Here is a 22,153-nt window from a genome sequence, read left to right as displayed (position 1 = left end):
CGGCTGAACATAAAAAAAAGAACAAAAGCCCCGTAACAACATGTTGACATTACAGGGCTTTTGTTCGGGAGCCACCGAAGTGACTCCCTCATGGGAGAGGAGAAACCGGACGAAGAGCTTATGGGGAAACGTAAGTCTTCTCCGCGGTTGTCTACGACATTCATTGATGTCGATATTTCAAGGATGCCCGGCTGGTGCAGAAATATACCTTGCTCTGAAAAAAAGTTGGGAGCTGTTACGTTTCATTTTTCATATATGGGATGATTGTGTTACGATAATCACTGTCCATGGCGTTGTCTGGGCATCTAATTTATAGATAATGAAACGGGTGAATGAAGCAGTGAGAGTAGTATCCGGAAGTGCAAAAGGCCGGCCGCTCAAAAGCGTGCCGGGTACAAGCACCCGTCCGACGACGGATAAAGTGAAAGAATCCATATTCAGTATGATCGGCCCTTACTTTGAGGGAGGAATCGCGCTTGACCTGTTCGCAGGCACGGGAGGCCTTGGCATTGAGGCGTTAAGCCGGGGGATGGATCGTGCTGTTTTTGTTGATGTGGAACCGAAAAGCATTAGCACGATCAAGGATAATTTGAAAGCGGCCCGGCTTGAGGAAAGCGCAGAGGTATATCGCAACGATGCGGCACGGGCGCTTAAAGCGCTTGAAAAGCGAGGCTATGGCTTCGATCTGGTCTTCTTGGACCCGCCGTACAGGTTCAAGAACGGCGATGAACTGATGCTGGATATGGCCGAGCGAGGGTTGCTGCAGGATTCAGCCCTGGTGGTATTGGAATACGAATCAAGTTACAATTATGCTGAGGAATTTGGCGATTTTCATTGTATCCGAACCGCGAAATACGGAGAAACCGCCGTATCGATATATCGTTATGACACAGCGCAAGATCAAGCGACGGAGCTTGATGAGGAGGAATTACACGATGACAAATGAGAATACTAGTACATACCGCGTTGCCGTATACCCGGGAAGTTTTGATCCGGTCACCATGGGACACATGGACATCATCACACGTGCTTCGAAGCAGTTTGATCTGCTGATCGTGGCCGTACTCAATAATTTAAGCAAGAACCCGCTCTTCACGGTGGACGAGCGGAAGGACCTTCTGAGACAGGCGACCGCTCATCTGCCGAATGTGGAAATCGACAGCTTCCGCGACCTTTTGGCGAACTATATCCGTCAGAAGAATGCGCAGGTCATCGTACGCGGGATCCGGACCGTGACCGACTTTGAATATGAACTTCAGCTGGCATCCACCAACCATAAGCTGAATCCGGATGCGGAGACCATCTTTATGATGACGCATCCGAAATATTCGTTCTTGAGTTCCAGTCTTGTAAAGGAAATCGCGCATTTTAACGGCGACACGACAGATTTGGTCAGCCCCGAGGTCGATGCGGCGTTGCGCCGCAAATTCAGCGGGGATCACGCCCGATAAGACGGGAGCATAGCCAGAAAGCCGCTATTAATAACAAGCAGATCATGCCTTGAACCTGCAGGAAAGAAGGCAGTCCGCTCCAAAAATTGAAGAACTGTTCCGTATCGCCATGATTGATCGGTTCCGTTCGGAATGCTGGCACGATGCCCACGGAAAGGGTGCTGACCGGTTTCCATATGGCCAATGTAATGACAAAGGCGAGGATCGAATGCAGGAATCGCTTTGCCATAAAGTAACGCCAGGAGAGACCGGCTTCCCGCATCAGCGACAGGCTTTGCAGATGGGCGCTGATTCCGCTCCATGCCAGTGCGGCCGACAGGACTGCCAGCTGCAGAGCCCCTGCTTGAAACACCGAGGAGCTGATCGATTGGGCGGCCAGATGGGCTTCCAATATCCCGGGCACAAGATAGGATGGAAGCTGGGGCAGCAGCTGGCCGGTCAATACTCTAGTAAGAACGGCGAAGAACAAGATAAAACCGCCTGTCATCATTAAGGTCTGTACCGAACGGGTAACGGATTCGCCAAGTAGTTTGCCGAAGCTTCGCCCATCCCGTCGATGGGCGTCCAGCGCGGCGGAGGCTGCCCGTCGAAGAATCGGACGCTTCGCCCATTCGTTCATCCGGGCATTATCGACGGGTGCGCCTTGCTTCCCGGCTTCTGCAGAGGGAGATTTGCTGAATAGACTGAATGTCCATGCGGCCAGCAGGCCGGATATCCAGTGGACGATCAGCAGCAGATAACCGGCTTCCGGTTTATGCAGCAGGCCGGTTCCGATGACAACGAGGATGGTCATCGGATTGCAAAAATGGGCCAAAGCGGCAAGCCTGCCGGCGTCAACGGCACGGAGCTCGCCTTGTTTGTGCATGCCGGCCGCGGCCTGAGCGCCTGCCGGGAACCCGGCTGTCATTCCTGTTATAAGAACCCAGCCGCCAGTACCGGGGAGTTTGAATATTTTTTTCATCATAGGGTCCAGCAGTACGCCAACCCCGTGGGCCCAGCCATAAGCGATGAGTATTTCCACCAGCACGAGAAAAGGCAGCAATGATGGAAATACGATATTCCACCACAGCTTGAGTGCTTGCAGGGTGGCTTGGAAGGCGGGTTCGGGCGCGCTGACGACGGCCAGTACAAGCAGGAACGCGGCGGCACCGAGAAGAATGGTGTTCCACAGTCCGTTGGATGACTTGACGGCGTTGTCTTTATTCATAAGGAATCTCCTTTCGGCGTAAACATGGCTAGTACAACTTTATGCAGAGGAGACAACCGTCAGACCAAACTTGGTGGAAGGCTGGATATATGAGGCGGAGGGAAGGAAAACCATGAAGAAGTCTGTAAAACCGAATGGCTTAAAAATTGCGCTGTATTTGTTGCTGGTCGGGGTCATGCTGTACGTTGTCGTTTATATGCCGACCCCTTATCTTGTATACCAGCCCGGGAGTGCCGAAGAGGTTCGTCCCATGATCAATGTCGAGAAGGGCGATCCGGCGGAAGAGGGTACGTTCATGATGACTACCGTGTCGGCAAGCTATGCCAATATGGCTTTGTTAATGCTGTCTGCGTTTAATCCTAATGCAGAGGTCGTGAAGAAGGCCGAAAAGATGGGCGATCAGAGCAAGGACGAGTATGCGGCCACGCAAGTGTATTATATGAACTCTTCGCAGTCTTCCGCGATGGAAGCCGCTTATCAGGAAGCCGGAATCGATTACAGCATCGAGCCCGCTTACGTATTCGTGATGTCGATCTCCGAGAATTCGGCCAATGCCGAGCATTTTCGGCCTGGCGATAAATTGATCAAGATCGATGGGCAGCCTGCAGAGGATAATGAGAAGATTGCCAGCCTGTTAAGCGGGAAGAGCATCGGAGAAGAGGTTTCCGTGGAGCTTGAACGCAAAGGAAAAACCGTGAAGGAACAGGTAAAGCTTGTAAGCATTAAGGATGAGAAGACCGGCGCGGAGCGTCCGGGATTAGGCGTCATGATTGCCACGATGCAGAATGTGGAGCCGGCCGATCCCGATCACACCATTCACTTTGCGGATACCAACATCGGAGGACCGTCAGCCGGACTGATCTTCACCCTTGAGATCTATAATCAGCTTACCGACGGGGATTTAAGCAAGGGTTACCGGGTAGCCGGAACGGGTACCATCGATAAATCAGGCGCCGTTGGCCCCATTGGCGGCGTGAAGCACAAGATCGTGGCTGCCGACCGGAAGGAAGCCGATATCTTTTTTGTGCCTCAAAAAAATTATGATGAAGCCAAGAAGCGCGCGGACCGGATCAAAACGGATATGAAGCTGATCCCGGTCGAGGACCTGCAGGATGCCGTGGATTATTTGGAGGAGCTGCCGCCTAAGGGGTGAGCGGCGGCAGCAGGTAATCGCTGTAGTAGTTTCGGATTTGGGGCCTAGGTTGCCCGTTAGCATAGACGGCGGCTGCCGCCAAGTCACGCTCCAGCTGAGGATGCTCCAGCTTAGCCGGCTGATGAATGACGGGGAGTGAAGCGCTTCGCTTCATTCGTTTCAGCAGCGAACGCCCCGTCTCGCTGAAGCCGAGGACCCGGATATATCCCGGACCTTTGGCGAGCTCTTCACGATTCATCGATGCCTTGTCATGATTCAGCATGATGTGCATCAGCATGCGTTGAAGCTTGGTACGCGTATAGCGCTTGGTCTTCAAGGCTTCCAGAAGGGCGTCAACCGTCGGCTGTTCCAGCTGCGATAGCGAGCGCTGAACACGATGCTCCAAGCCCTCGGTTACTTCGAGGAAGCTTTCAAGCTGAGCGGGTGTATGCGTGAGCAGGGCTTGGAACAGCGGCTGGCGAAACTGCTCCCAATGGACCGGAGCTAGTCCGCTCTTGATTTCCCGTTCCATGATGTCGTACGTGAATTCCGGCATATAGGGTCTGGCCGCTTCCAAGCTTTGTGACAGAATCATGTTCCGGATGGCGGTTGCGCTGGCAATGGATGACGTTCCCGGCAGCGGATCGTGGTAATGTGCGCTTACTCTTGGAATGGTATAGGGCGTAATGCGGCTGCCCAGGCGCTGGAGTGCGATCAGATAGTGCAGCCCCAGGGAGTTGTTCGGCTGCGTGAGCAGCTCTTGCAGCTCTGCCGTTGCCGTTGCAGGGCCGGATTCACCGAAAAGGACAGCGGCGGCAGCGCCGTAGGCAGATGGGAAGTTCATGCCTTCCCGGAGGCGCTTTTCGATTTCGGATCGAAGCTCGCCGGATTCGTTTGCGAGCGAACGGGACAACGGCAGGATTTGCTCCAGCGTCCCGCTTTCGGATCCGAAGGAAAGGCAATCCACGACGCCCGTAGCTTCCAGAATGGCTACCGCACCGAACGCGAACCATTCCGCAGGCTGCACGGCATAGGTTACCGGCAGCTCGAGGCACAGGTCAACTCCCATGGCAAGGGCCATTTCCGCCCGAGCGCGCTTGCTAGCGATGGCAGGTTCGCCGCGCTGGAGAAACGGACCGCTCATCACCGCGACGACGGCATCTGCCCCTGATACTTCTTTGGAACTGCGATAATGCAGTACATGACCGTTATGTAAGGGATTATATTCAACGACTATGCCAACCGTTTTCATTCGTTTCAACTCCTTGATTAGAATATAACATAATTGCATGACGTTCCTGCAACAATAAGCGCCCCTCCCGGGAGTGTTATAATTCTGGTAGTATGAAGAGAAATATCGGGTAACAATATAGAGGTTGTTAGGGTTATCCTGTTGACAAAACTCTCTGGGAATCGGTATAATAATCTTTGTTTGTTTGGAGTGATGGATATGCTAATTCAATTTCGTAAATTGACAACCAGCGATCAACCGTTACAGTTCCATCAAACCGTGGATGTAAGCAATGCCATTAAGGACCGGAAGGATATTGTTGCGGTTAAGCCATTAGACGTGGATTTGAAAGCAACTCCGTCGGTTACCGGTTCGGTGGATGTTCGCGGACGATTGCAAGGCGAGCTGGAGATGAATTGCTCCCGCTGCCTGAAGCCGATCAGCGAGCATGTGCACATCCCTTTTCATGAAGTATTCCAGCCGGTGGAAGATCCTGAATCTGTTGTTCAGGATGAGGATGACGATACTACATACGTGCAGGGTGAGAGTGTGGATCTCACTCCCTATGTAGAAGAAGCATTTCTGCTCCACCTGCCGCTAGCTCCGGTTTGCAAAGCCGACTGCAAGGGACTCTGCCCGAATTGCGGCAAGGACCTGAATGAAGGCACCTGCGACTGCGATACGGAAGTGATCGATCCTAGGCTAGCCGGACTGAAGGACTTCTTTAAATGATGATGGATATGGCACCCGTGTTCAGCGGGTTGAATTGATAAGGAGGTGGGAACATGGCAGTACCTCAACGTAGAACGTCCAAAACACGTCGTGACAAGCGTCGTACTCATTTTAAGCTGGCTGTGCCAGGCATGGTGAAATGCGAGCAATGTGGTGAATTGAAGCTTGCTCATCGCGTATGTAAAGTGTGCGGAACGTATAAAGCAAGAGAGATCATCAAACAATAGTTTCTAAATAAGTAGTACTTCATCTTTGGTGAGGTGCTATTTTTTTTGTCTCAAGTCCCTCTTTCTTTTTAACGTGACATGATTTATACTTAACATTAGTACCAGGTTCTAATATTTGCGACTAATTTACATATAAGTATGTTTGAAGATTGGCGGCTACCATAGCGGCAGAAGGAGTTGTTTCGTCATCGATCGTTTATCCAAGAAAGACCGTCACCAGCGGCTGATTCAGCTGATCGACGAGAATCCCTTTGTTACGGACCGCGAGTTGACTCGCCAGCTTAAAGTAAGCATTCAAACGATACGCCTTGACCGTATGGAACTGGGCATCCCGGAGCTCCGTGAGCGAATGAAGCAGATGGCGGAGCATTCCTATGACCAGGTTCGTTCCTTGTCGCTTGAAGAGGTGATCGGGGATGTCGTTGACCTGCAGTTGGACAAGAGCGGAATATCGATATTTGAAATCCGTGAGGAACATGTTTTCAGCAAAACGCGGATTGCCCGCGGACATTATGTGTTCGCTCAGGCCAATTCGCTTGCCATTGCCGTGATCAATGAAGAAATCGCATTGACGTCTTCAGCGGATATACGGTTTTTGAGACAGGTGCGCCTCGGCGAGAAATGCATTGCCAAAGCCTACGTCAGGTCCATTGCCGGCCAGAAGGGGAAGGCCAAGGTGGAAGTGTTTACTTATGTCGCTGATGAAATGGTGTTTCAGGGGAATTTCGTAATCTACCGATCTGCAGGAGAATGACATAAGTGAGGGAGGAAATTTGGCATGAGAATTGTGGTTGATGCGATGGGCGGGGACAATGCCCCCCAGAGCAACGTCGACGGCGCGCTGATTGCCGCACGGGAATGGAGCGACACCGAGATCATCCTCGTCGGGGATGAGGCCCGGATTGGAGCCCTTCTGAAGGACAAGCCGTCCAATCTGAAGGTGGTTCATGCGAGCGAAGTCATCGAAGCGGAGGATGAGCCGGTTAAGGCCGTTCGCCGGAAGAAGGATGCGTCGATGGTCGTGGCGGGGCGGATGATTCGGGAAGGCGAAGCGGATGCCATGATCTCGGCGGGCAACACGGGAGCGCTCATGACGACCGGATTGCTCGTCGTGGGCAGGATGAAAGGGATTGAGCGCCCTGCGCTGGCCCCTATGATTCCGACGCTCGACGGCAAGGGGATGCTCGCCTTGGACCTCGGAGCGAATATGGACTCGAAGCCGGAGCATTTACAGCAGTATGCTCTGATGGGCAGCCTGTATCGCGAGAAGGTGCACGGTATCGCCAAACCTCGCGTCGGGCTGTTAAATGTCGGCACCGAGCCGGGTAAGGGCAATGAATTGACGAAGCACGCATATCCGTTGCTTGAGGAATTGCCTATTCATTTTGTTGGCAATGTGGAGTCGCGCGATGTCATGAACGGCGTTTGCGACGTGCTCGTCTGCGACGGGTTCTCGGGCAATATTCTGTTAAAATCGATTGAAGGAACAGCCGGTGCACTCTTTTCGCTGTTGAAGGAGCAGTTCGGCAAGTCCCTTAAGACCAAGATGGCGGCCGCATTGATGATGCCGGAGCTTCGCAGCTTGAAATCGACGCTCGATTATAAGGAACACGGCGGTGCGCCGCTGCTTGGTCTGGGCGGTCTGGTTGTCAAGAGCCACGGTTCGTCGGATGCGAACGCCATCAAGAATGGGGTTCGTCAAGCGCGTACGGCGCTGCAGAACCGGTTGGTAGAGAGTATTTCGAATGAAATCAGCGGGAAGTGAGTGAGGAAATGAACAATTTGCGTCCGGTCGGTATTATTGGCACAGGCAAATACGTACCTGAAAAGATTTTATCCAATAGCGATTTAGAGAAAATGGTAGATACTAGCGACGAATGGATCGTCTCGATGACGGGGATCCGCGAGCGGCATATTGCCGCGCCGAACGAAGCGACTTCGGATTTGGCTTATCACGCTGCTGTGAATGCGTTGAAATCCGCCGGCATGCAGGCTGAGGATCTGGAATTAATTATTGTGGCGACCATTACGCCGGATATGTTCTTTCCATCGACCGCTTGTTTGCTCCAGGATCGGCTTGGAGCCAAGAAAGCAGCGGCATTTGACCTGTCCGCGGCCTGCTCGGGATTTGTATACGGCCTGGCCACTGCCACCAACTTCGTGAAAACGGGCATGTACAACAACGCCCTGGTTATCGGGGTGGACTGCTTGTCCCGGATTACCGACTATACCGACCGCAACACCTGCGTCCTGTTCGGTGACGGCGCCGGAGCGGCGATCGTCGGCGAAGTGCCGGAAGGCCGCGGATTCCAGGCGTTTGATCTGGGCGCGGAAGGCGCGGGCGGGGCCCATCTGCATATCGAGGCAGGCGGCTCGAGATTGCCGGCGTCCGCTGAAACGATTAACACCAACAAACACTACATTTACATGAACGGCCGCGAAGTGTTCAAGTTTGCGGTGCGGGTCATGGGCACTGCCACGGAAGCCGTCTTATCCAAAGCAGGCATCGACAAAAAAGATATTGATTTATTCGTTCCTCATCAAGCGAACATCCGGATTATCAAGTCGGCCATGGAGCGATTGGAGCTTCCGGAGGAGAAAGTTGTCATCAATGTTGACAAGTATGCCAACACCTCGGCCGCTTCCGTGCCGCTGGCGCTCGTGGAAGCCCAGGAGTCCGGCCGCCTGAAAGAAGGGGACAAGGTGCTGATGGTTGGTTTTGGCGGCGGATTGACATGGGGTTCCTCCGTACTCATCTGGTAAACCGAATGGATTTAACAGGACTAGTGAAAGAAGAGAAGGGAGCCAACGATTTTGGGTAAAACAGCATTTATATTTCCGGGTCAGGGCGCTCAGTCCGTCGGAATGGGAAAAGACGCCTATGATGCGGTTCCTTCCGCACGCGATTTATTTCTAACCGCGGATGCTCAGCTTGGATTTCCGCTCAGCTCCATTATTTTTAATGGCCCTGATGAAGATTTGAAGCAAACCGTCAACACGCAGCCGGCTCTGCTCGCAACCAGCATGGCTTATCTGGAAGCCATTCGCGGCAAAGGAATCGTGCCGGATTACGTTGCGGGCCATTCCCTGGGCGAGTACAGTGCGCTTGTGTGCGCAGGCGTGCTCTCGTTCGAAGAAGCCGTGTCGATCGTTAGAGCACGCGGCGAATACATGGAAGCCGCCGTTCCCGGAGGACAAGGCGCCATGGCAGCCGTTCTCGGCGCAGACCGGGAGGCCCTGGCCGAGCTGTGCAAGGGCATTTCGGCAGAGGGGCATGTCGTAGAGCTTGCGAACATGAACTGCCCGGGGCAAATCGTCATCTCGGGTTCGGCTCAAGGCGTTGCAGCTGCTGCGGAAAGAGTCAAGGAAGCCGGCGGCAAGCGGGCCATCCCGCTGGAAGTCAGCGGCCCCTTCCATTCTTCCTTAATGAAGGAGGCGGCTGAGCGTCTGGCCGGCAAACTGGAGCAGGCTTCATTCAACGCACCTTCCGTACCGGTGGTTGCCAACGTGACGGCGCGTCCGGTGGAAGATGCGGCTGCCATCCGCGGTTTGCTGGTGGAGCAGGTCTATTCCCCTGTGCTGTGGCATGACAGCGTGGAGTGGATGATCGCTCAAGGCGTGGACACCTTCGTTGAGATTGGTCCCGGCAGCGTTCTCAGCGGTTTGATCAAGAAAATTGACAAATCCGTCAAAGTCATTAATGTGAATAGTCTGGAGAGCATCAATAGTTTGGAGACGGTTGTTTAAACAGCTTTTGATGCCAACCGGATCACTCTGGAAAGGAGGAACAGGTATGAGTGAAGCTCTAAAAGGACAGACTGCGCTTGTTACGGGTGCTTCCCGAGGAATCGGCCGGAGCATTGCCCTCGCACTTGCCGATCTGGGCGCGAACGTTGCTGTCAATTACGCAGGAAGCGAAGCGGCCGCAACCGAGGTTGTGGAGGCGATTCGCGCAAAGGGCGTTTCGGCGATCGCGGTTAAATCCAACGTCGGACGGACCGAGGAAGCCGATGCGATGGTTAAGCAGGTTTTAGAGACTTTTGGTCGAATTGATATCTTGGTGAATAATGCGGGGATTACTAGAGATAATCTAATCATGCGCATGAAGGAAGAGGAGTTCGATCAGGTGATCGAAACGAATCTGAAAGGGGTATTCAATTGCCTCAAAGCGGTGACGCGTCCCATGATGAAGCAGCGCTATGGACGCATTATCAACATATCCTCCGTTGTCGGAGCGCTTGGCAATCCGGGACAGGCCAATTATGTCGCGGCCAAAGCCGGCGTCATCGGCCTGACCAAATCAGCCGCGAGGGAGCTGGCTTCCCGTGGCATTACGGTTAATGCGGTAGCGCCAGGATTTATCGATACCGACATGACCCGTGAACTTCCCGAGGACATGCGCGAAGGCCTGCTTGGCGGAATTCCGCTGGCCCGTCTTGGCCAGCCGGAAGAGATTGCCGGCGTTGTGACTTTTCTAGCATCTTCCAGCGCGTCTTATATGACTGGACAGGTGCTGCATGTGGATGGCGGCATGTACATGTAGAGCCGCTGCTGTTCCGGCGCTTGACGCGCCGGGCGCTAAATCGTTTTCAAATGCCTTCTATGGCAATTTGAAGTCATATCTCGTATAATGACCAAGAGGAGGTGAGCCGGATGTCCGATGTATTGGAACGCGTAAAACGCATCGTTATCGACCGCCTGGGTGTTGACGAAGCCGACGTAACATTAGAAGCATCTTTCAAAGACGACCTTGGAGCTGATTCTCTCGATGTAGTTGAATTGGTGATGGAGTTGGAAGATGAGTTTGATATGGAGATCTCTGATGAAGATGCGGAGAAAATTACGACCGTAGGTGAAGTTGTAAACTACATACAATCTCATACCTAAGTCATTACAGTTAAGTCCCGTTCTTTAGCAAGGCGGGACTTCTCCACATTCAATCAAAGCTTTAGTTCTAACAAGTGATAGATTATTGCTGCTCTGGTTCATCTTGAGTCCTTACGGTTTCATAGATGGACGGGCAGTCCACATAGAGGTGAGTCTGTTTGAAACAAAGAGTCGTTGTAACAGGAATGGGAGTCATGACCTCGCTTGGTCAAGATCTTGATACATTCTGGAACAGTTTGATGGAAGGCAAGTCCGGGGTATCCCGCATCGAAGCGTTTGACGTGAGTGATTACACCACGCAGATCGCTGCGTCCATGAAGGATTTCAACCCGGAGGATTACATGGACCGCAAGGAAGCCCGCAAAATGGACCGATTTGTGCAGCTAGCTGTGGCAGCTGGTTCGAAGGCGCTGGAGGACAGCGGTCTTGATATCGGCGTGAATGCCGATGCAGAGCGGGTCGGCGTTTCCATCGGATCGGGTATCGGCGGTTTGGGAACCTGGGAGGATCAGCATAACATCCTGCTGGAAAAAGGCCCGAAACGTGTAAGCCCCTTCTTTATTCCGATGATGATCGCCAACATGGCCTCAGGCCAAATGTCCATCAATCTGGGAGCCAAAGGGCCGAACACCACCCAAGTGACGGCTTGTGCTACCGGAACGCATTCGATCGGCGATTCCTATCGCCTGATTCAGCGCGGCGATGCCGACGTCATGATCTGCGGCGGGGCGGAGGCGACCATTCGTCCGACGGGGATGGCTGGTTTCTGCGCTATGCGCGCAATGTCGACCCGCAATGACGAGCCGGAGAAGGCCAGCCGGCCATTCGATACCGGCCGCGACGGTTTTGTCATGGGTGAAGGTGCCGGCGTGCTCGTCATCGAATCCCTTGAGCACGCGTTGAAACGCGGAGCCAAGATCTACGCCGAGGTGGTTGGTTACGGCCTTAGCGCCGATGCCCATCACATTACCGAGCCGGATCCGGACGGGGCAGCCCGCTGCATGAAGATGGCGATCCGCGACGCAGGCATTGCGCCGGAAGACGTGGATTACATTAATGCTCACGGGACTTCTACGCCGGTGGGTGACCGCTCGGAAACGAAGGCCGTAAAGATGGCTCTTGGCGACCATGCATACAAAGTGGCCGTGAGCTCGACCAAGTCGATGACAGGTCACTTGCTTGGGGCCGCCGGCGGTGTCGAGGCGGTTATCTGCGGATTGAGCTTGAAGAACCAGACCATTGCACCGACGATTAACCTGGAGGATCAGGATCCGGAGTGCGATCTGGATTACGTGCCGAATCACCCGCGTAAAGCCGATTTGGATGTCGTGATGTCCAATTCGTTCGGGTTTGGCGGGCATAATGCCACGATTATCCTGAAAAAATACGCCGAGTAAGGGGACAGTGTGTTGAGTGGAGATCTGAAGCAGTTACAGCATAAACTTCAAATCCAGTTTCGCAATGCAATGCTGCTGAAGCAGGCCTTTACCCACGCATCTTATGTAAACGAGCATCGCTTCAGTCAGAGCCAGGACAACGAGCGACTTGAATTTCTCGGAGACGCCGTTCTGGAACTGACGGTCAGCGAATTCTTGTACAACCTTTTTCCGGACCGTCCGGAAGGCGAGTTAACCAAGCTGCGGGCCGCTATCGTATGCGAGCCCTCCCTGGTGCAATTTGCTGTAAGTCTGGACTTTGGACGTTACGTTCTGCTAGGCAAAGGAGAGGAAATGACGGGCGGTCGAACCCGCCCGGCTCTTCTTGCGGACGTATTCGAATCATTTGTGGGGGCGCTTTATCTGGATCAGGGATTGGAAGCGGTTCGCCGGTTTTTGAGCGACCACGTCTTCCCTACGGTGACCGTCAACGGTCGACCGCAGATGAGCGATTATAAGACCGAGCTTCAGGAACTGACCCAGCATCACGGCATGGGCGCACTGGAATATCGTATCGTAGAAGAGCGAGGACCGGCGCATGAGCGGGAGTTTGTCTCGGAGGTATACATGGGAAGCGAATGTCTTGGACGCGGAAGCGGCAGATCCAAGAAAGAAGCCGAGCAGCAGGCAGCGGCGGTAGCCTTAAAGCAGCTGAAACGTGCGGATGCCTAAAGCTTCGCTGATGTGATGACAAACAAAGAGCAAAGAGCAGTCAAGCGGATGACCGGACCCGGATAGGATGACTGTTTTTTGCTCTTTTCGTTGTCTGTCTTTTGTTAAAGGGGACAGCTGCTTATAACGTTGATGGGCCTCGTCCAAAGACGGCGGTGAAGCCGATTCTACTTGTGGTACAATAGCAGGAGAGGTGATAGTTCGAATATGTTTTTGAAACGGATCGAGTTAGCAGGATTTAAATCGTTTGCCGACAAGACGGAGATGGAGTTTGTCCGAGGAATCACGGCCGTTGTAGGTCCGAATGGCAGCGGCAAGAGCAATATTTCCGACGGGATCCGCTGGGTGCTTGGCGAGCAAAGCGCTAAATCCCTCCGCGGAGGCAAGATGGAGGACATTATCTTTGCGGGAAGCGATGCGCGTAAAGCGGTCAATTATGGGGAGGTTTCCCTTACGCTGGACAATGAGGACCATGTGCTGCCGCTGGATTTTAACGAGGTGACCGTAACCAGACGGGTGCACCGCAGCGGGGACAGCGAGTATTTCATTAACAGGCAGTCCTGCCGGTTGAAAGATATAACAGAGCTGTTCATGGACACCGGGATCGGCAAAGAAGCCTATTCCATCATTGGACAAGGCCGCATTGAAGAAATTCTGAGTACACGATCAGAAGATCGCCGGGGGATTTTTGAGGAAGCTTCCGGGATCGTTAAATATAAGTCTCGTAAAAAAGAGTCTGTGCGCAAGCTGGATGAAACGGAGCAAAATCTGCTTCGCATCCATGATTTGGTCACCGAGCTGGAGGATCAGATCGGACCACTCAAAGAGCAGTCCGAGAAGGCGATTCGCTACAAGGAGCTCCGGGAGGAGCTGAAGCACAAGGAAATTTCGCTGTATGTGTATCAGATCGAACAGATACATACCTCATGGAGCGAGGCTAATGCCAAGCTTGAACAGCTGAAGGAAGAGCAGCTTGCCTTATCCACCGTAGTATCCGCGCATGATGCCAAGCTGGAGAGTGACCGATCGGCCCTTCGCCAGCTGGAGCAGGAAGTTGAGGATCTGCAAAGTCAGCTGCTTCAATTCAGTGAGCTGTTCGAGAAGAGCGAGGGTTATGGCGAGGTGCTCAAGGAACGCCGCCGCAACCTGGAACGTACGCGCGAGCAGCTGGAAGAAAGCTTGCACTCGGGCGATCATCGTCTGGAAGAGCGAGTAGGCGAGCTCGCGAGAATGAAGAGCAAGCTGCAGGATCTGCAGCAGGAGCTTACCCAGGTTCGGGATCAGCTGTCGGCGGAAGAAGCGAAGCTGGTTGGCGTAACCGGCGGTATCAGCCAGCAGCAGGAAGAGAGCTTGAAGGGGAATTTGCTGGAGCTTATGAACCAAATGGCGCAGGCGCGGAATGAAATCCGGTATGCGGACCAGCAGCAGGAAGCGCTCGACCGGCGGATGAACCGCGCGCAGGAGGAATCCGGCAAATGGGAAGCCCTGAAAGAAGATCTGCTTCGTCGCAAAGATAGCATCGATCGAAGCATTGAACGTTTCGGCAAAGAAATTGCGGACCTTCGCAGCGGTTACATCAGCGAAAGCGAGCGGTATCAATCCCTGCAGAAACTGCAGGAGGAGACGCAGGGAGCCCTTCGGAAATGGGAGCAGAAGCGGGAAGCGCAAATTTCACGGCGCGATACCATGAAAGAGCTTCAGGACGATTTTGACGGATTTATGCTGGGCGTTAAGGAAGTGCTGAAGGCTTCGCGCAAATCCGTGCTCCATGGCGTCCATGGTGCGGTGGCCGAGCTTATTCGCGTGCCGGAAAAGCTCGAGCTTGCGATGGAGACCGCCCTTGGCGCGTCGGTTCAGCATATCGTCATGGAGAACGAATCCGTGTCGAGGCAGGCGATTTCCTTCCTGAAGCAGCGCCAGTTAGGCCGTGCGACATTTCTGCCTTTGGACGTTATTCGTCCAAGGAACGTATCGGCATCCGACCGGCACTTGGCGGAAGGGGAGGCCGGGTTCGTAGGGTTTGGCTCCGAGCTGGTGAAGTATGATTCCAGATACAGCAACATCGTCGGCAGTCTGCTTGGCAATGTCGTTATCGCCGAGACCCTGGAGCAAGCGAATAAGATTGCGGCTAGATTCTCCTATCGATTCCGAGTAGTCACCCTAGAGGGAGACGTCGTCAATGCAGGCGGCTCCATGACAGGTGGCAGTCAGCATAAGAAAACAAACAGCCTGCTGGGGCGCAAACGGCAACTGGAGCAGCTCGATCAGGAAATTTCGGAAACCGAGAAGCAGCTGGAGAAACTCCAGCAGGGCATTGAAGGCGTTCGGAATCAAATGATTGAATCTCAGGATAAGCTGGACGAGCTTCGCAAAGCCGGAGACGACAAACGGATCGAGGAACAGCAGGCTGCGGGCGACCGCAAGCAGCTTGAGCATGAGCTGCGGCACGTCCTCGAGCAAGCCGAGCTGGCAGGCGAAGAGAAGAGCAGTCAAGAGAAGGAAGCCAAGGAAATTCAGCAAAGCCGTGAACGCGCGCAGAAGCTGCTGTCTGAGCTGGAGGAAGAAGAGAAATCGACCCATCTGGCCATCCAAGCTGCAGAGTTTGCCCGGAAAGCCAATGAATCGGCGAAGGAAGAGCTTCAGAGTCAGCTGACGAACCTCAAGGTTCGCGAAGGAAAGCTGGATCAGGAAACCTTCTCGCTGGAGGAGCAGCTCAAGCGCCTTCAGTCGGATGTGGACAACCATGAGAAGGAACAGAAGCAGAACCGCACGATGCTGGCCTCCGTTCAAGCAGACCTAAGTCAGAACGAAAGCGAGAGCGTGAAGCAGATCGAGGATCTGAACCAGTACAAGCTGAAGAAGGAAGAAGCCACGCAGCAGCTTGAATTCAAACGGGCGGCACGCAGCGCGCTAAGCCGGAAGCTGGAGCTGGAAGAGAGCGAAACCAAGGAACAGCGCACCCAGCTGCGGTCCGTGGATGATCAGCTGCGCCAGACCGAGATTGGGGTAAACCGGCTCGATGTCGAGCTTGAAAATATATTGAAGAAGTTAAGCGAGGACTATGAGCTGAGCTACGAGCTTGCCAAGCAGCGGTATCCGATTCCGGAAGACATCACGACCGCTCAGAACGAAGTGCGTGATTTGAAGCGGTCGATCACTTCCCTGGGGGACGTCAATCTTGGGGCCATAGAAGAATACCAGCGCGTCAATGAGAGATACCTCTTCCTGAGCGAGCAGAAGGCGGATCTGGTGGAAGCAAAAACAACGCTCTACCAAGTCATTAAGGAAATGGACGATGAAATGTCCAAGCGCTTCAAGCAGACCTTCGATGCCATCCGGCGCGAGTTCGGCACGGTGTTTACGAAGCTGTTCGGAGGAGGACGAGCCGACCTGATCCTGATCGATCCGGAACGTTTGCTTGAGACGGGGATCGATATCGTCGCCCAGCCTCCAGGCAAGAAGCTGCAGAATCTGCAGCTTCTCTCAGGCGGAGAACGCGCATTAACGGCTATGGCGCTGCTGTTTGCCATTTTGCAGGTGAAGCCGGTTCCGTTCTGCGTGCTTGATGAAGTCGAAGCAGCGCTAGATGAAGCGAACGTGGTACGATTTGCCCAGTATCTGCGCGAATTCTCTGAACAAACGCAGTTTATTGTGGTCACCCACCGCAAAGGAACGATGGAAGAGGCGGACGTGCTGTACGGCGTCACGATGGAGGAAGGCGGCGTGTCGAAGCTGGTATCCGTCAAGCTTGAGAATGAGGAAGCGGAGATTGCCTAATTTAACATAACGACATGGAGGGTACGTATGAGCTTTTTTAAGAGGTTAAAAGAGAGCATTTCCAGCAAAACGGAAAACGTAACAAAACAGTTCCGCGACGGATTGGAGAAAACCCGGAAGGGGTTTATCGAGAAAGTATCGGACCTGGTGATTCGCCGGAAAAAGATCGATGAGGAGTTCTACGAGGAATTGGAGGAGATTCTGATTGGCGCTGACGTCGGCGTCAATACGGTGATGGATCTGATGGACGATCTTCGTGCCGAGGTGAAAAAACGGCGGATCGAAGACGCTGCCGATTTGCAGCCGGTATTGTCCGAGAAGTTGATGGGACTTCTCCGGGATGACAGCAGCAACGAGCTGCGGGAGAATCCGGACGGTATTACGGTCATCTTGTTCGTGGGCGTTAACGGAGTCGGCAAAACAACAACGATTGGCAAGCTGGCGCATCGTTACAAGCAGGAGGGCAAGAAGGTTTTGCTCGCAGCGGGAGACACCTTCCGGGCCGGTGCGATCGAGCAGCTGGAGGTATGGGGAGAGCGGGTTGGCGTAGAAGTCATTAAACAGCAGCCCGGCTCAGACCCGGCAGCCGTCATGTTTGATGCGGTTCAAGCTGCCAAGCAGCGGCAGGCGGATGTCCTGCTCTGCGATACGGCGGGACGCCTTCAGAACAAAACGAATCTGATGGAAGAGCTGAACAAAATCTTCCGCGTCATTCAACGCGAAATTCCAAGTGCCCCGCACGAGGTGCTGATGGTCCTTGACGCGACGACAGGACAGAATGCGCTGAGCCAGGCGAAGCTGTTTGGCGAGAAGAGTGGCGTGACCGGCCTCGTGTTAACCAAGCTCGATGGTACGGCTAAGGGCGGAATCGTCATCGCGATCCGTCAAGAGCTGAATTTGCCGGTGAAGCTGGTGGGCTTGGGGGAGAAGATGGGTGATCTCCAGACCTTCGATTCGGAGCAGTTTGTGCATGCTCTCTTTGCGGGTTTGATTAAAGAAGAAGAGAATGCTGTAGAACAACAAGACTAGAACATGCATAGTCGAATATGTATAAGATAGGACCGAAAGATATACTTTCGGTCCTTTTTCATGTTCTGTTAGGTCCAAGAGCCATGCATACATATTCTTATGAAGAGACGATTCGAACGAATTCAATCGAGCGAAGCGGGATGATGGCGGTATCGGTTGGCGGGCCATAGATGATCGGCGGTACTTTTAAGGTGATGGTTCCCTCGCCCACTTTGTTCAGCGTGCCGATGATGACATCTCCCGACACGGTTACTTCGGTTTCCGAGCCGATAAATCCTTGAAGCCAATCCACGTAGCGCATATCGGTTAACCTCCTTGCCGTAAATGAAAGTTTGGAGCTGATCTTCAGCATCCCTAAGCGGGATTACTGAACGGAAGTAATATTGGCGAATGGAATCAGCACAAGGTCACCGGATGCTTCACGAAGCTGAACGCCGTCTTCGGCGGTGGCCAAAACGATCCCCTCCAAGGTGACAAACGTTGTGCTTACTCTAACCTGTTGACCGGTGCGGACTTCGAAATACTGAGTCAGTTCCGGATTAATGGTTAGCCCCGTGAGCACCTGGCTCTCCAGCGATTCCACCTTAACGGTTAATTGACTGGTTTCCTGGCTTAGAAGCTCGACCTGCCGCGTTAGTTTTTTTACTCGTCCGGCAAGCTTTCTGCAGAACAGGAAGCAACACATACTCATTCTCCTTTCTGTATTACCAACGGTTGTGCTCTTCGATGTGATTCTTTAAATCGAGGAGCGAGGCTGTGCTTTTTTTCTCGGCTGCCCGGATCAGCGGCATCATCTGCTGCACGTGACCAGGGCCGTATTTAAGGAAGCTCTCGGTTCTATCCACCAGCGCATCAAGCGGCTGACGGTAATCCGTAAAGTATTGGCCGAGATGAAAAGAGCTCAGCAGGCTGTGCACTTTGCCCATGGTGCTGAGCGCCAGTACGGGTTTGCCTCCGCGTAAAGCGGCCAGCGAAGGATGAAGCTTGAACGAGATCAGATAGTCCACGGATTGTATGAAACTGTAGGTGAGCTCAATATCCATGAGAAACGGCAGCGTTTCAATGGAAGCGCCGGGCGTTAGCTCCCTTACCTTTTGCTGTAACTGCAGGCATGTGTTGTAATCGGAGTACGGGTTGCCCGGATGATGAATGACCGGGATAAGAACGGCATGATAGCCTTTGGCGATAAGATGTGCCAGCAGTTTGGTCATGTTGTCCATCGGAAATGATTCATAGGAAAACACAACAACGCCAATCGTTGGACGCTTCGAGAATCGTTTTACCGGGATGTCGGGCTGACGGTAGCCGAATACCATATCTGGGGCCGTTTCGACGTTTCGGTGAAAGCCAGCCCGCTTGGCGATGGCCGACGATCGCTCATCCCGGAACACTGCGCGTTTTGCCTGGGAGATCATCTCCCGGTAGGCGGATACCTGCTCCTCAGGCCAGGTGTGTTCCGGATAGGCATCGACGATGCCGACGCCGTAGACCCAGGTAGGCTGTCCTTTGAGCTGCGGAGGGAAGTAATACGAATTGAACGAGTAAGGTGTAATCAAATCGCCACCGCCGATGATAAAGGCATCCGTCTGACGGGGATCCAGTCGGGAATTCCAAGGATAGACGTGGTGTTCGTGGAATACTTGTCGAAGGGTGTGAAGAAACAAATCATCGCCGAAGTTTCCCATTCCATAGTAGCCGGAAGCGGCAATATGCATGACGTATCACCTCCTTTTCAATCGCTAACCCTGCATGGTTTGCTGATACCAGGCTTCGTAGAGGCTGCGGCTTCGTTGGCTGGTGCTGCTGCCATAAACGACGCGATGATACAACAGCGCATCCACACAGATCGGCGAACTTTGTTTAAGAACGCGTGCGGTCACATCGATATCTTCGAAGATGCGTCCGAAACGATCCTCGCGATTCCGCCAGCCATCAACGGCGACCAGGGAAGATTTGCGGTACATTCGGGGAACGAGCGGGTGGTCGTGTTCATGCGATCGATTGAAGGACGGAGAGTATATCGAATATAGCTTGCCGGAGTCAACATTCCTTCTCCATAACGGACCGAGCTGCCGGGTTCGTTCCCAGCATCCGTATCTGCCCGTGGCGATCAGCCCGTCCGGATTTTTGTCAAGCGCCTTGGATAGGAGAGCAACCGTTTCGGGTGCCAGCCAATCATCCCCATCCAATTCCAGAATATAGTGACCTTTTGCTTCCGTAAGCAGGCGATTCATCATGATCGCCTTTCCTCGGTTACGCGATTGTGTTATCACCCGTATTCGACCGTCATGAAAAGCGCAGGCTTCCTTCAGACTTTCGTCCTCCGAGCCGTCATCGCCGATTAAGAGCTCCCAGTTTTCGTTCGTTTGCGCCAATACGGAACGAATGCTCCAGCCTAAAGTGTCCTTCATGTTATAAATGCTCATGAGAATGGAGACTTCTGGCTGCTGAGGCGGTTTGGAAGATAAAGCCCCTTCGGGGTCAGAGGCGCTATCTTGCCTCCGTGTTGCAGACAGTATGGGGAGAATATACTCCAGCTCCTTTTGATACGGTGGGTGATGCGCAGCTTTCAGATGTAACGTTAGGCTGGAATCGACTGGCAGGAGATCATAAGGCAGAAATCTGGCAGCGGGAAGCTTGTCATTCCAGCGGGCGAGGGCGGCAAGCAGCCAGGCTCTTCTCCAATAGATCGGGGCACCGCTCATACATATACAGACGACATGGTCCGGTATATGAAGCGGCATTGGGACCAGAGCCAACGATCCCCGATGGGTAAACGACAACCTGCAGCTCCATAAAATCCACTCGCGGTCTGTCCCTGATACTTCCTGAATGACCCGCTCACGATAAGATGCGGCATCGGTGGACCTATAGCCGAACGGCTGCGTACGGATCGTGGCGTAAGGGATCACTGGGCATTCATGCTTTTGTCCATGATGGCTTGCCGGATGACTTGATCGGCTTTCAATCCGCGTTCAACCCAGCGGTTCTCTCTGGCGTAGGCTATGCGGGCGAGCTTGTGCTCTGCCGTATCCGGACGCTCAAGCATGGCGGCCAGCTTGCCCAAGAAATCATCATGGGTCGTCGCTGTGGTGACGTGCGGCTCCATGGCAATGCATTCCGGAAGTGCCGTCGACAGCACCCGGACGCCGGAAGCCATATACTCGTATGCTTTGACCGGATTGGTAGCGAGCGTAATCGGATGGTATTGGAAGGGAATCAATGCAACGTCGATATGAGTAAGGTAACGCTTCAGCTCCTGGTGCGGCTTTTCCCCGAGAATATGCACGTTCGGTAGCTTCGAATAATCGCCGGAGCTGCCGTAAGGAGCACCAATGGAAACGAATTGGACGTTCGGAAACCGAAGGGCGGCCTTAGCGAACAGCTCATGGTCCACCCAATATGCCCAGGCTCCGATATAAGCAACAACAGGACCCGGAGGGAGATCGGCGGGTCTTTCGCTGTATGGAATATGAAAAAATGAAGAGTCAGCTCCATTCGGGATCAGGGTGAGCGGTTTATCCGGATAAGCCAAGGACAACCGGGTGTGGATCACCTCTGCGGTACACACGACATGGTCCGCCTCATCAATCATTTTCGGTTCATATTTAGCCCAATGCGGAAATTCGTCACAGCAGTCGTAGATCGTAATATCGGGCTTGAAAAGCGTGGAAATGCGAGTCCGGAGCTTAGACCAGGTGGTCCAGACGACAATGGGATGTTCTTTGCGGAGGGCAGGCAGCTTTTTGTGCAGAAACGTTTTGGTATCGGTGAACAGATACACATTCGGTTCAATTTCTTTGAACTCCTTATCGAGCGGGGCCAGGTTTTCGAAGAAAACCTGATGACCAAGCGAGCCCAATTGCGCCATAAGCTGCTGCGGTCTCTGTTTCATGTACGACCAGTTCATCGTTCTCGGATAAATGATGACAGCCAAGAGGTTTCCTCCTTTCTTTTGTACTCGGGATAATATATGCGTTGCTAGCTTCATAGAATTGGACGAATGCGCCGAATCGCTGAAAAATGGTTGATTTCTACAAGCTTTCCCCTGGCCGGAACGAATCTATCAGCTTCCCATATATTGCTTAAAATATGACGTTTTCAATCCTGTCTTTTCATATAAAAAGAGGGAGAGTGATGGTTCGTGAATTCCAAGAAGGTTCTTGTTGTGTTCGGAACGCGTCCCTACCGCAAAGAAGCCGATATGGGGGTCCGCTGGATTTTGCATGCCGGCAGAGCTTATAATGAAGTATAAGTCGGGTTCAAAAAGTCAGGTGTTCAGCACCGAAGCTTATGCTTCCGATGTGCGTTTATTCAAAACGCTTCAGTTGGATGAAGGTAGATGATGACTTTTTGAAGAACCTCTATAAGA

General features: G+C 53.2%; 22 protein-coding genes. 15 read left to right on the top strand and 7 right to left on the bottom strand.

Annotation, left to right across the window (positions count from 1 at the left end; genetic code table 11):
- Positions 1–340 precede the first annotated feature (340 nt).
- Both rsmD and coaD read left to right on the top strand, forming a co-directional pair.
- Positions 341–946, top strand: coding sequence for a 16S rRNA (guanine(966)-N(2))-methyltransferase RsmD (gene rsmD / locus MHH82_RS21515; RefSeq protein ID WP_015736378.1), 606 nt, complete (start codon positions 341–343; stop codon positions 944–946).
- Complete coding sequence (gene coaD, locus MHH82_RS21510; protein ID WP_009595333.1) at positions 936–1,451, top strand: pantetheine-phosphate adenylyltransferase; 516 nt, start codon at positions 936–938, stop codon at positions 1,449–1,451. The genes rsmD and coaD overlap by 11 nt, the downstream gene beginning before the upstream one ends.
- Here coaD and MHH82_RS21505 read toward each other — a convergent pair.
- Positions 1,429–2,658 carry a nucleoside recognition domain-containing protein gene (locus MHH82_RS21505; protein WP_015736377.1) on the bottom strand — a complete coding sequence of 410 codons (1,230 nt, stop codon included), beginning with the start codon at positions 2,656–2,658 and terminating at the stop codon, positions 1,429–1,431. The two genes, coaD and MHH82_RS21505, sit on opposite strands and share 23 nt — an antisense overlap.
- 112 nt (positions 2,659–2,770) lie before the next feature.
- Here MHH82_RS21505 and MHH82_RS21500 point away from each other — a divergent pair, with 112 nt between their 5' ends.
- The gene (locus tag MHH82_RS21500; protein ID WP_036664035.1) at positions 2,771–3,811 is read left to right on the top strand and encodes a SepM family pheromone-processing serine protease; all 1,041 of its coding nucleotides are present in this window, start codon (positions 2,771–2,773) and stop codon (positions 3,809–3,811) included.
- On the opposite strand, the gene MHH82_RS21495 is transcribed toward MHH82_RS21500, so the two are convergent.
- Positions 3,801–5,042 (bottom strand): nucleotidyltransferase, encoded by a 1,242-nt coding sequence (locus tag MHH82_RS21495; protein WP_145037557.1) that lies wholly within the window; start codon positions 5,040–5,042, stop codon positions 3,801–3,803. The genes MHH82_RS21500 and MHH82_RS21495 overlap by 11 nt on opposite strands.
- A 198-nt stretch (positions 5,043–5,240) precedes the next feature.
- Here MHH82_RS21495 and MHH82_RS21490 point away from each other — a divergent pair, with 198 nt between their 5' ends.
- The 12 genes from MHH82_RS21490 to ftsY all read left to right on the top strand — a co-directional run bounded on the left by MHH82_RS21490 (position 5,241) and on the right by ftsY (position 17,781).
- Positions 5,241–5,753 carry a YceD family protein gene (locus MHH82_RS21490; protein WP_015736374.1) on the top strand — a complete coding sequence of 171 codons (513 nt, stop codon included), beginning with the start codon at positions 5,241–5,243 and terminating at the stop codon, positions 5,751–5,753.
- Positions 5,754–5,806: 53 nt separating this feature from the next.
- Positions 5,807–5,980, top strand: coding sequence for a 50S ribosomal protein L32 (gene rpmF / locus MHH82_RS21485; protein ID WP_006211382.1), 174 nt, complete (start codon positions 5,807–5,809; stop codon positions 5,978–5,980).
- Positions 5,981–6,122: 142 nt separating this feature from the next.
- Positions 6,123–6,734: a transcription factor FapR gene (gene fapR / locus MHH82_RS21480; protein WP_015736373.1), complete on the top strand. Its 612-nt coding sequence runs from the start codon at positions 6,123–6,125 to the stop codon at positions 6,732–6,734.
- Between the two features lie 24 nt (positions 6,735–6,758).
- A complete protein-coding gene (gene plsX, locus MHH82_RS21475) occupies positions 6,759–7,745 on the top strand; it encodes a phosphate acyltransferase PlsX (protein WP_015736372.1) in 987 nt (328 codons plus the stop codon).
- An 8-nt stretch (positions 7,746–7,753) separates the two neighbouring features.
- A complete protein-coding gene (locus MHH82_RS21470) occupies positions 7,754–8,743 on the top strand; it encodes a beta-ketoacyl-ACP synthase III (protein ID WP_015736371.1) in 990 nt (329 codons plus the stop codon).
- 51 nt (positions 8,744–8,794) lie between these two features.
- A complete protein-coding gene (fabD, locus tag MHH82_RS21465; protein ID WP_340967816.1) occupies positions 8,795–9,727 on the top strand; it encodes an ACP S-malonyltransferase in 933 nt (310 codons plus the stop codon).
- A gap of 46 nt (positions 9,728–9,773) precedes the next feature.
- Positions 9,774–10,523, top strand: coding sequence for a 3-oxoacyl-[acyl-carrier-protein] reductase (gene fabG, locus MHH82_RS21460; protein ID WP_009594984.1), 750 nt, complete (start codon positions 9,774–9,776; stop codon positions 10,521–10,523).
- 110 nt (positions 10,524–10,633) lie between these two features.
- Positions 10,634–10,867 carry an acyl carrier protein gene (gene acpP / locus MHH82_RS21455; RefSeq protein WP_006211375.1) on the top strand — a complete coding sequence of 78 codons (234 nt, stop codon included), beginning with the start codon at positions 10,634–10,636 and terminating at the stop codon, positions 10,865–10,867.
- 158 nt (positions 10,868–11,025) lie between these two features.
- Positions 11,026–12,264, top strand: coding sequence for a beta-ketoacyl-ACP synthase II (gene fabF, locus MHH82_RS21450; protein ID WP_015736369.1), 1,239 nt, complete (start codon positions 11,026–11,028; stop codon positions 12,262–12,264).
- Positions 12,265–12,276: 12 nt separating this feature from the next.
- Positions 12,277–12,975, top strand: a complete 699-nt coding sequence (rnc, locus tag MHH82_RS21445; RefSeq protein ID WP_036663972.1) for a ribonuclease III — start codon at positions 12,277–12,279, stop codon at positions 12,973–12,975.
- 207 nt (positions 12,976–13,182) lie between these two features.
- Positions 13,183–16,752 (top strand): chromosome segregation protein SMC, encoded by a 3,570-nt coding sequence (gene smc / locus MHH82_RS21440; protein WP_015736368.1) that lies wholly within the window; start codon positions 13,183–13,185, stop codon positions 16,750–16,752.
- 27 nt (positions 16,753–16,779) lie between these two features.
- Complete coding sequence (gene ftsY, locus MHH82_RS21435) at positions 16,780–17,781, top strand: signal recognition particle-docking protein FtsY (RefSeq protein ID WP_015736367.1); 1,002 nt, start codon at positions 16,780–16,782, stop codon at positions 17,779–17,781.
- Positions 17,782–17,878: 97 nt separating this feature from the next.
- Here the strand turns inward: ftsY and MHH82_RS21430 are convergent, their stop codons facing one another.
- The 5 genes from MHH82_RS21430 to MHH82_RS21410 all read right to left on the bottom strand — a co-directional run bounded on the left by MHH82_RS21430 (position 17,879) and on the right by MHH82_RS21410 (position 21,718).
- Entirely contained in the window at positions 17,879–18,082 is a 204-nt protein-coding gene (locus MHH82_RS21430; protein WP_015736366.1) for a hypothetical protein, read from the bottom strand.
- A gap of 63 nt (positions 18,083–18,145) precedes the next feature.
- On the bottom strand, positions 18,146–18,472 hold the full coding sequence (locus MHH82_RS21425) for a hypothetical protein (protein ID WP_260871388.1): 327 nt from the start codon (positions 18,470–18,472) through the stop codon (positions 18,146–18,148).
- 13 nt (positions 18,473–18,485) lie between these two features.
- Complete coding sequence (locus MHH82_RS21420) at positions 18,486–19,496, bottom strand: polysaccharide pyruvyl transferase family protein (RefSeq protein ID WP_015736364.1); 1,011 nt, start codon at positions 19,494–19,496, stop codon at positions 18,486–18,488.
- Between the two features lie 24 nt (positions 19,497–19,520).
- Positions 19,521–20,693, bottom strand: a complete 1,173-nt coding sequence (locus tag MHH82_RS21415) for a glycosyltransferase family 2 protein (protein ID WP_251497324.1) — start codon at positions 20,691–20,693, stop codon at positions 19,521–19,523.
- Complete coding sequence (locus tag MHH82_RS21410; protein WP_251497321.1) at positions 20,690–21,718, bottom strand: glycosyltransferase; 1,029 nt, start codon at positions 21,716–21,718, stop codon at positions 20,690–20,692. The genes MHH82_RS21415 and MHH82_RS21410 overlap by 4 nt, the downstream gene beginning before the upstream one ends.
- Between the last annotated feature and the right edge of the window lie 435 nt (positions 21,719–22,153).

The organism is Bacillus sp. FSL K6-6540 (assembly GCF_038007545.1).
The sequence above is the reverse complement of the archived record's forward strand: the minus strand, read 5'-3'. Positions and strand labels throughout refer to the sequence as shown.

Bases quoted from the DNA above. Each gene is read 5' to 3' on its own strand.
- coaD (WP_009595333.1), top strand. From the start codon at position 936: ATGACAAATGAGAATACTAGTACATACCGCGTTGCCGTATACCCGGGA.
- MHH82_RS21505 (WP_015736377.1), bottom strand. From the start codon at position 2,658: ATGAATAAAGACAACGCCGTCAAGTCATCCAACGGACTGTGGAACACC.
- MHH82_RS21500 (WP_036664035.1), top strand. From the start codon at position 2,771: ATGAAGAAGTCTGTAAAACCGAATGGCTTAAAAATTGCGCTGTATTTG.
- MHH82_RS21495 (WP_145037557.1), bottom strand. From the start codon at position 5,042: ATGAAAACGGTTGGCATAGTCGTTGAATATAATCCCTTACATAACGGT.
- MHH82_RS21490 (WP_015736374.1), top strand. From the start codon at position 5,241: ATGCTAATTCAATTTCGTAAATTGACAACCAGCGATCAACCGTTACAG.
- rpmF (WP_006211382.1), top strand. From the start codon at position 5,807: ATGGCAGTACCTCAACGTAGAACGTCCAAAACACGTCGTGACAAGCGT.
- plsX (WP_015736372.1), top strand. From the start codon at position 6,759: ATGAGAATTGTGGTTGATGCGATGGGCGGGGACAATGCCCCCCAGAGC.
- MHH82_RS21470 (WP_015736371.1), top strand. From the start codon at position 7,754: ATGAACAATTTGCGTCCGGTCGGTATTATTGGCACAGGCAAATACGTA.
- fabG (WP_009594984.1), top strand. From the start codon at position 9,774: ATGAGTGAAGCTCTAAAAGGACAGACTGCGCTTGTTACGGGTGCTTCC.
- acpP (WP_006211375.1), top strand. From the start codon at position 10,634: ATGTCCGATGTATTGGAACGCGTAAAACGCATCGTTATCGACCGCCTG.
- smc (WP_015736368.1), top strand. From the start codon at position 13,183: ATGTTTTTGAAACGGATCGAGTTAGCAGGATTTAAATCGTTTGCCGAC.
- ftsY (WP_015736367.1), top strand. From the start codon at position 16,780: ATGAGCTTTTTTAAGAGGTTAAAAGAGAGCATTTCCAGCAAAACGGAA.
- MHH82_RS21430 (WP_015736366.1), bottom strand. From the start codon at position 18,082: ATGCGCTACGTGGATTGGCTTCAAGGATTTATCGGCTCGGAAACCGAA.
- MHH82_RS21425 (WP_260871388.1), bottom strand. From the start codon at position 18,472: ATGAGTATGTGTTGCTTCCTGTTCTGCAGAAAGCTTGCCGGACGAGTA.
- MHH82_RS21420 (WP_015736364.1), bottom strand. From the start codon at position 19,496: ATGCATATTGCCGCTTCCGGCTACTATGGAATGGGAAACTTCGGCGAT.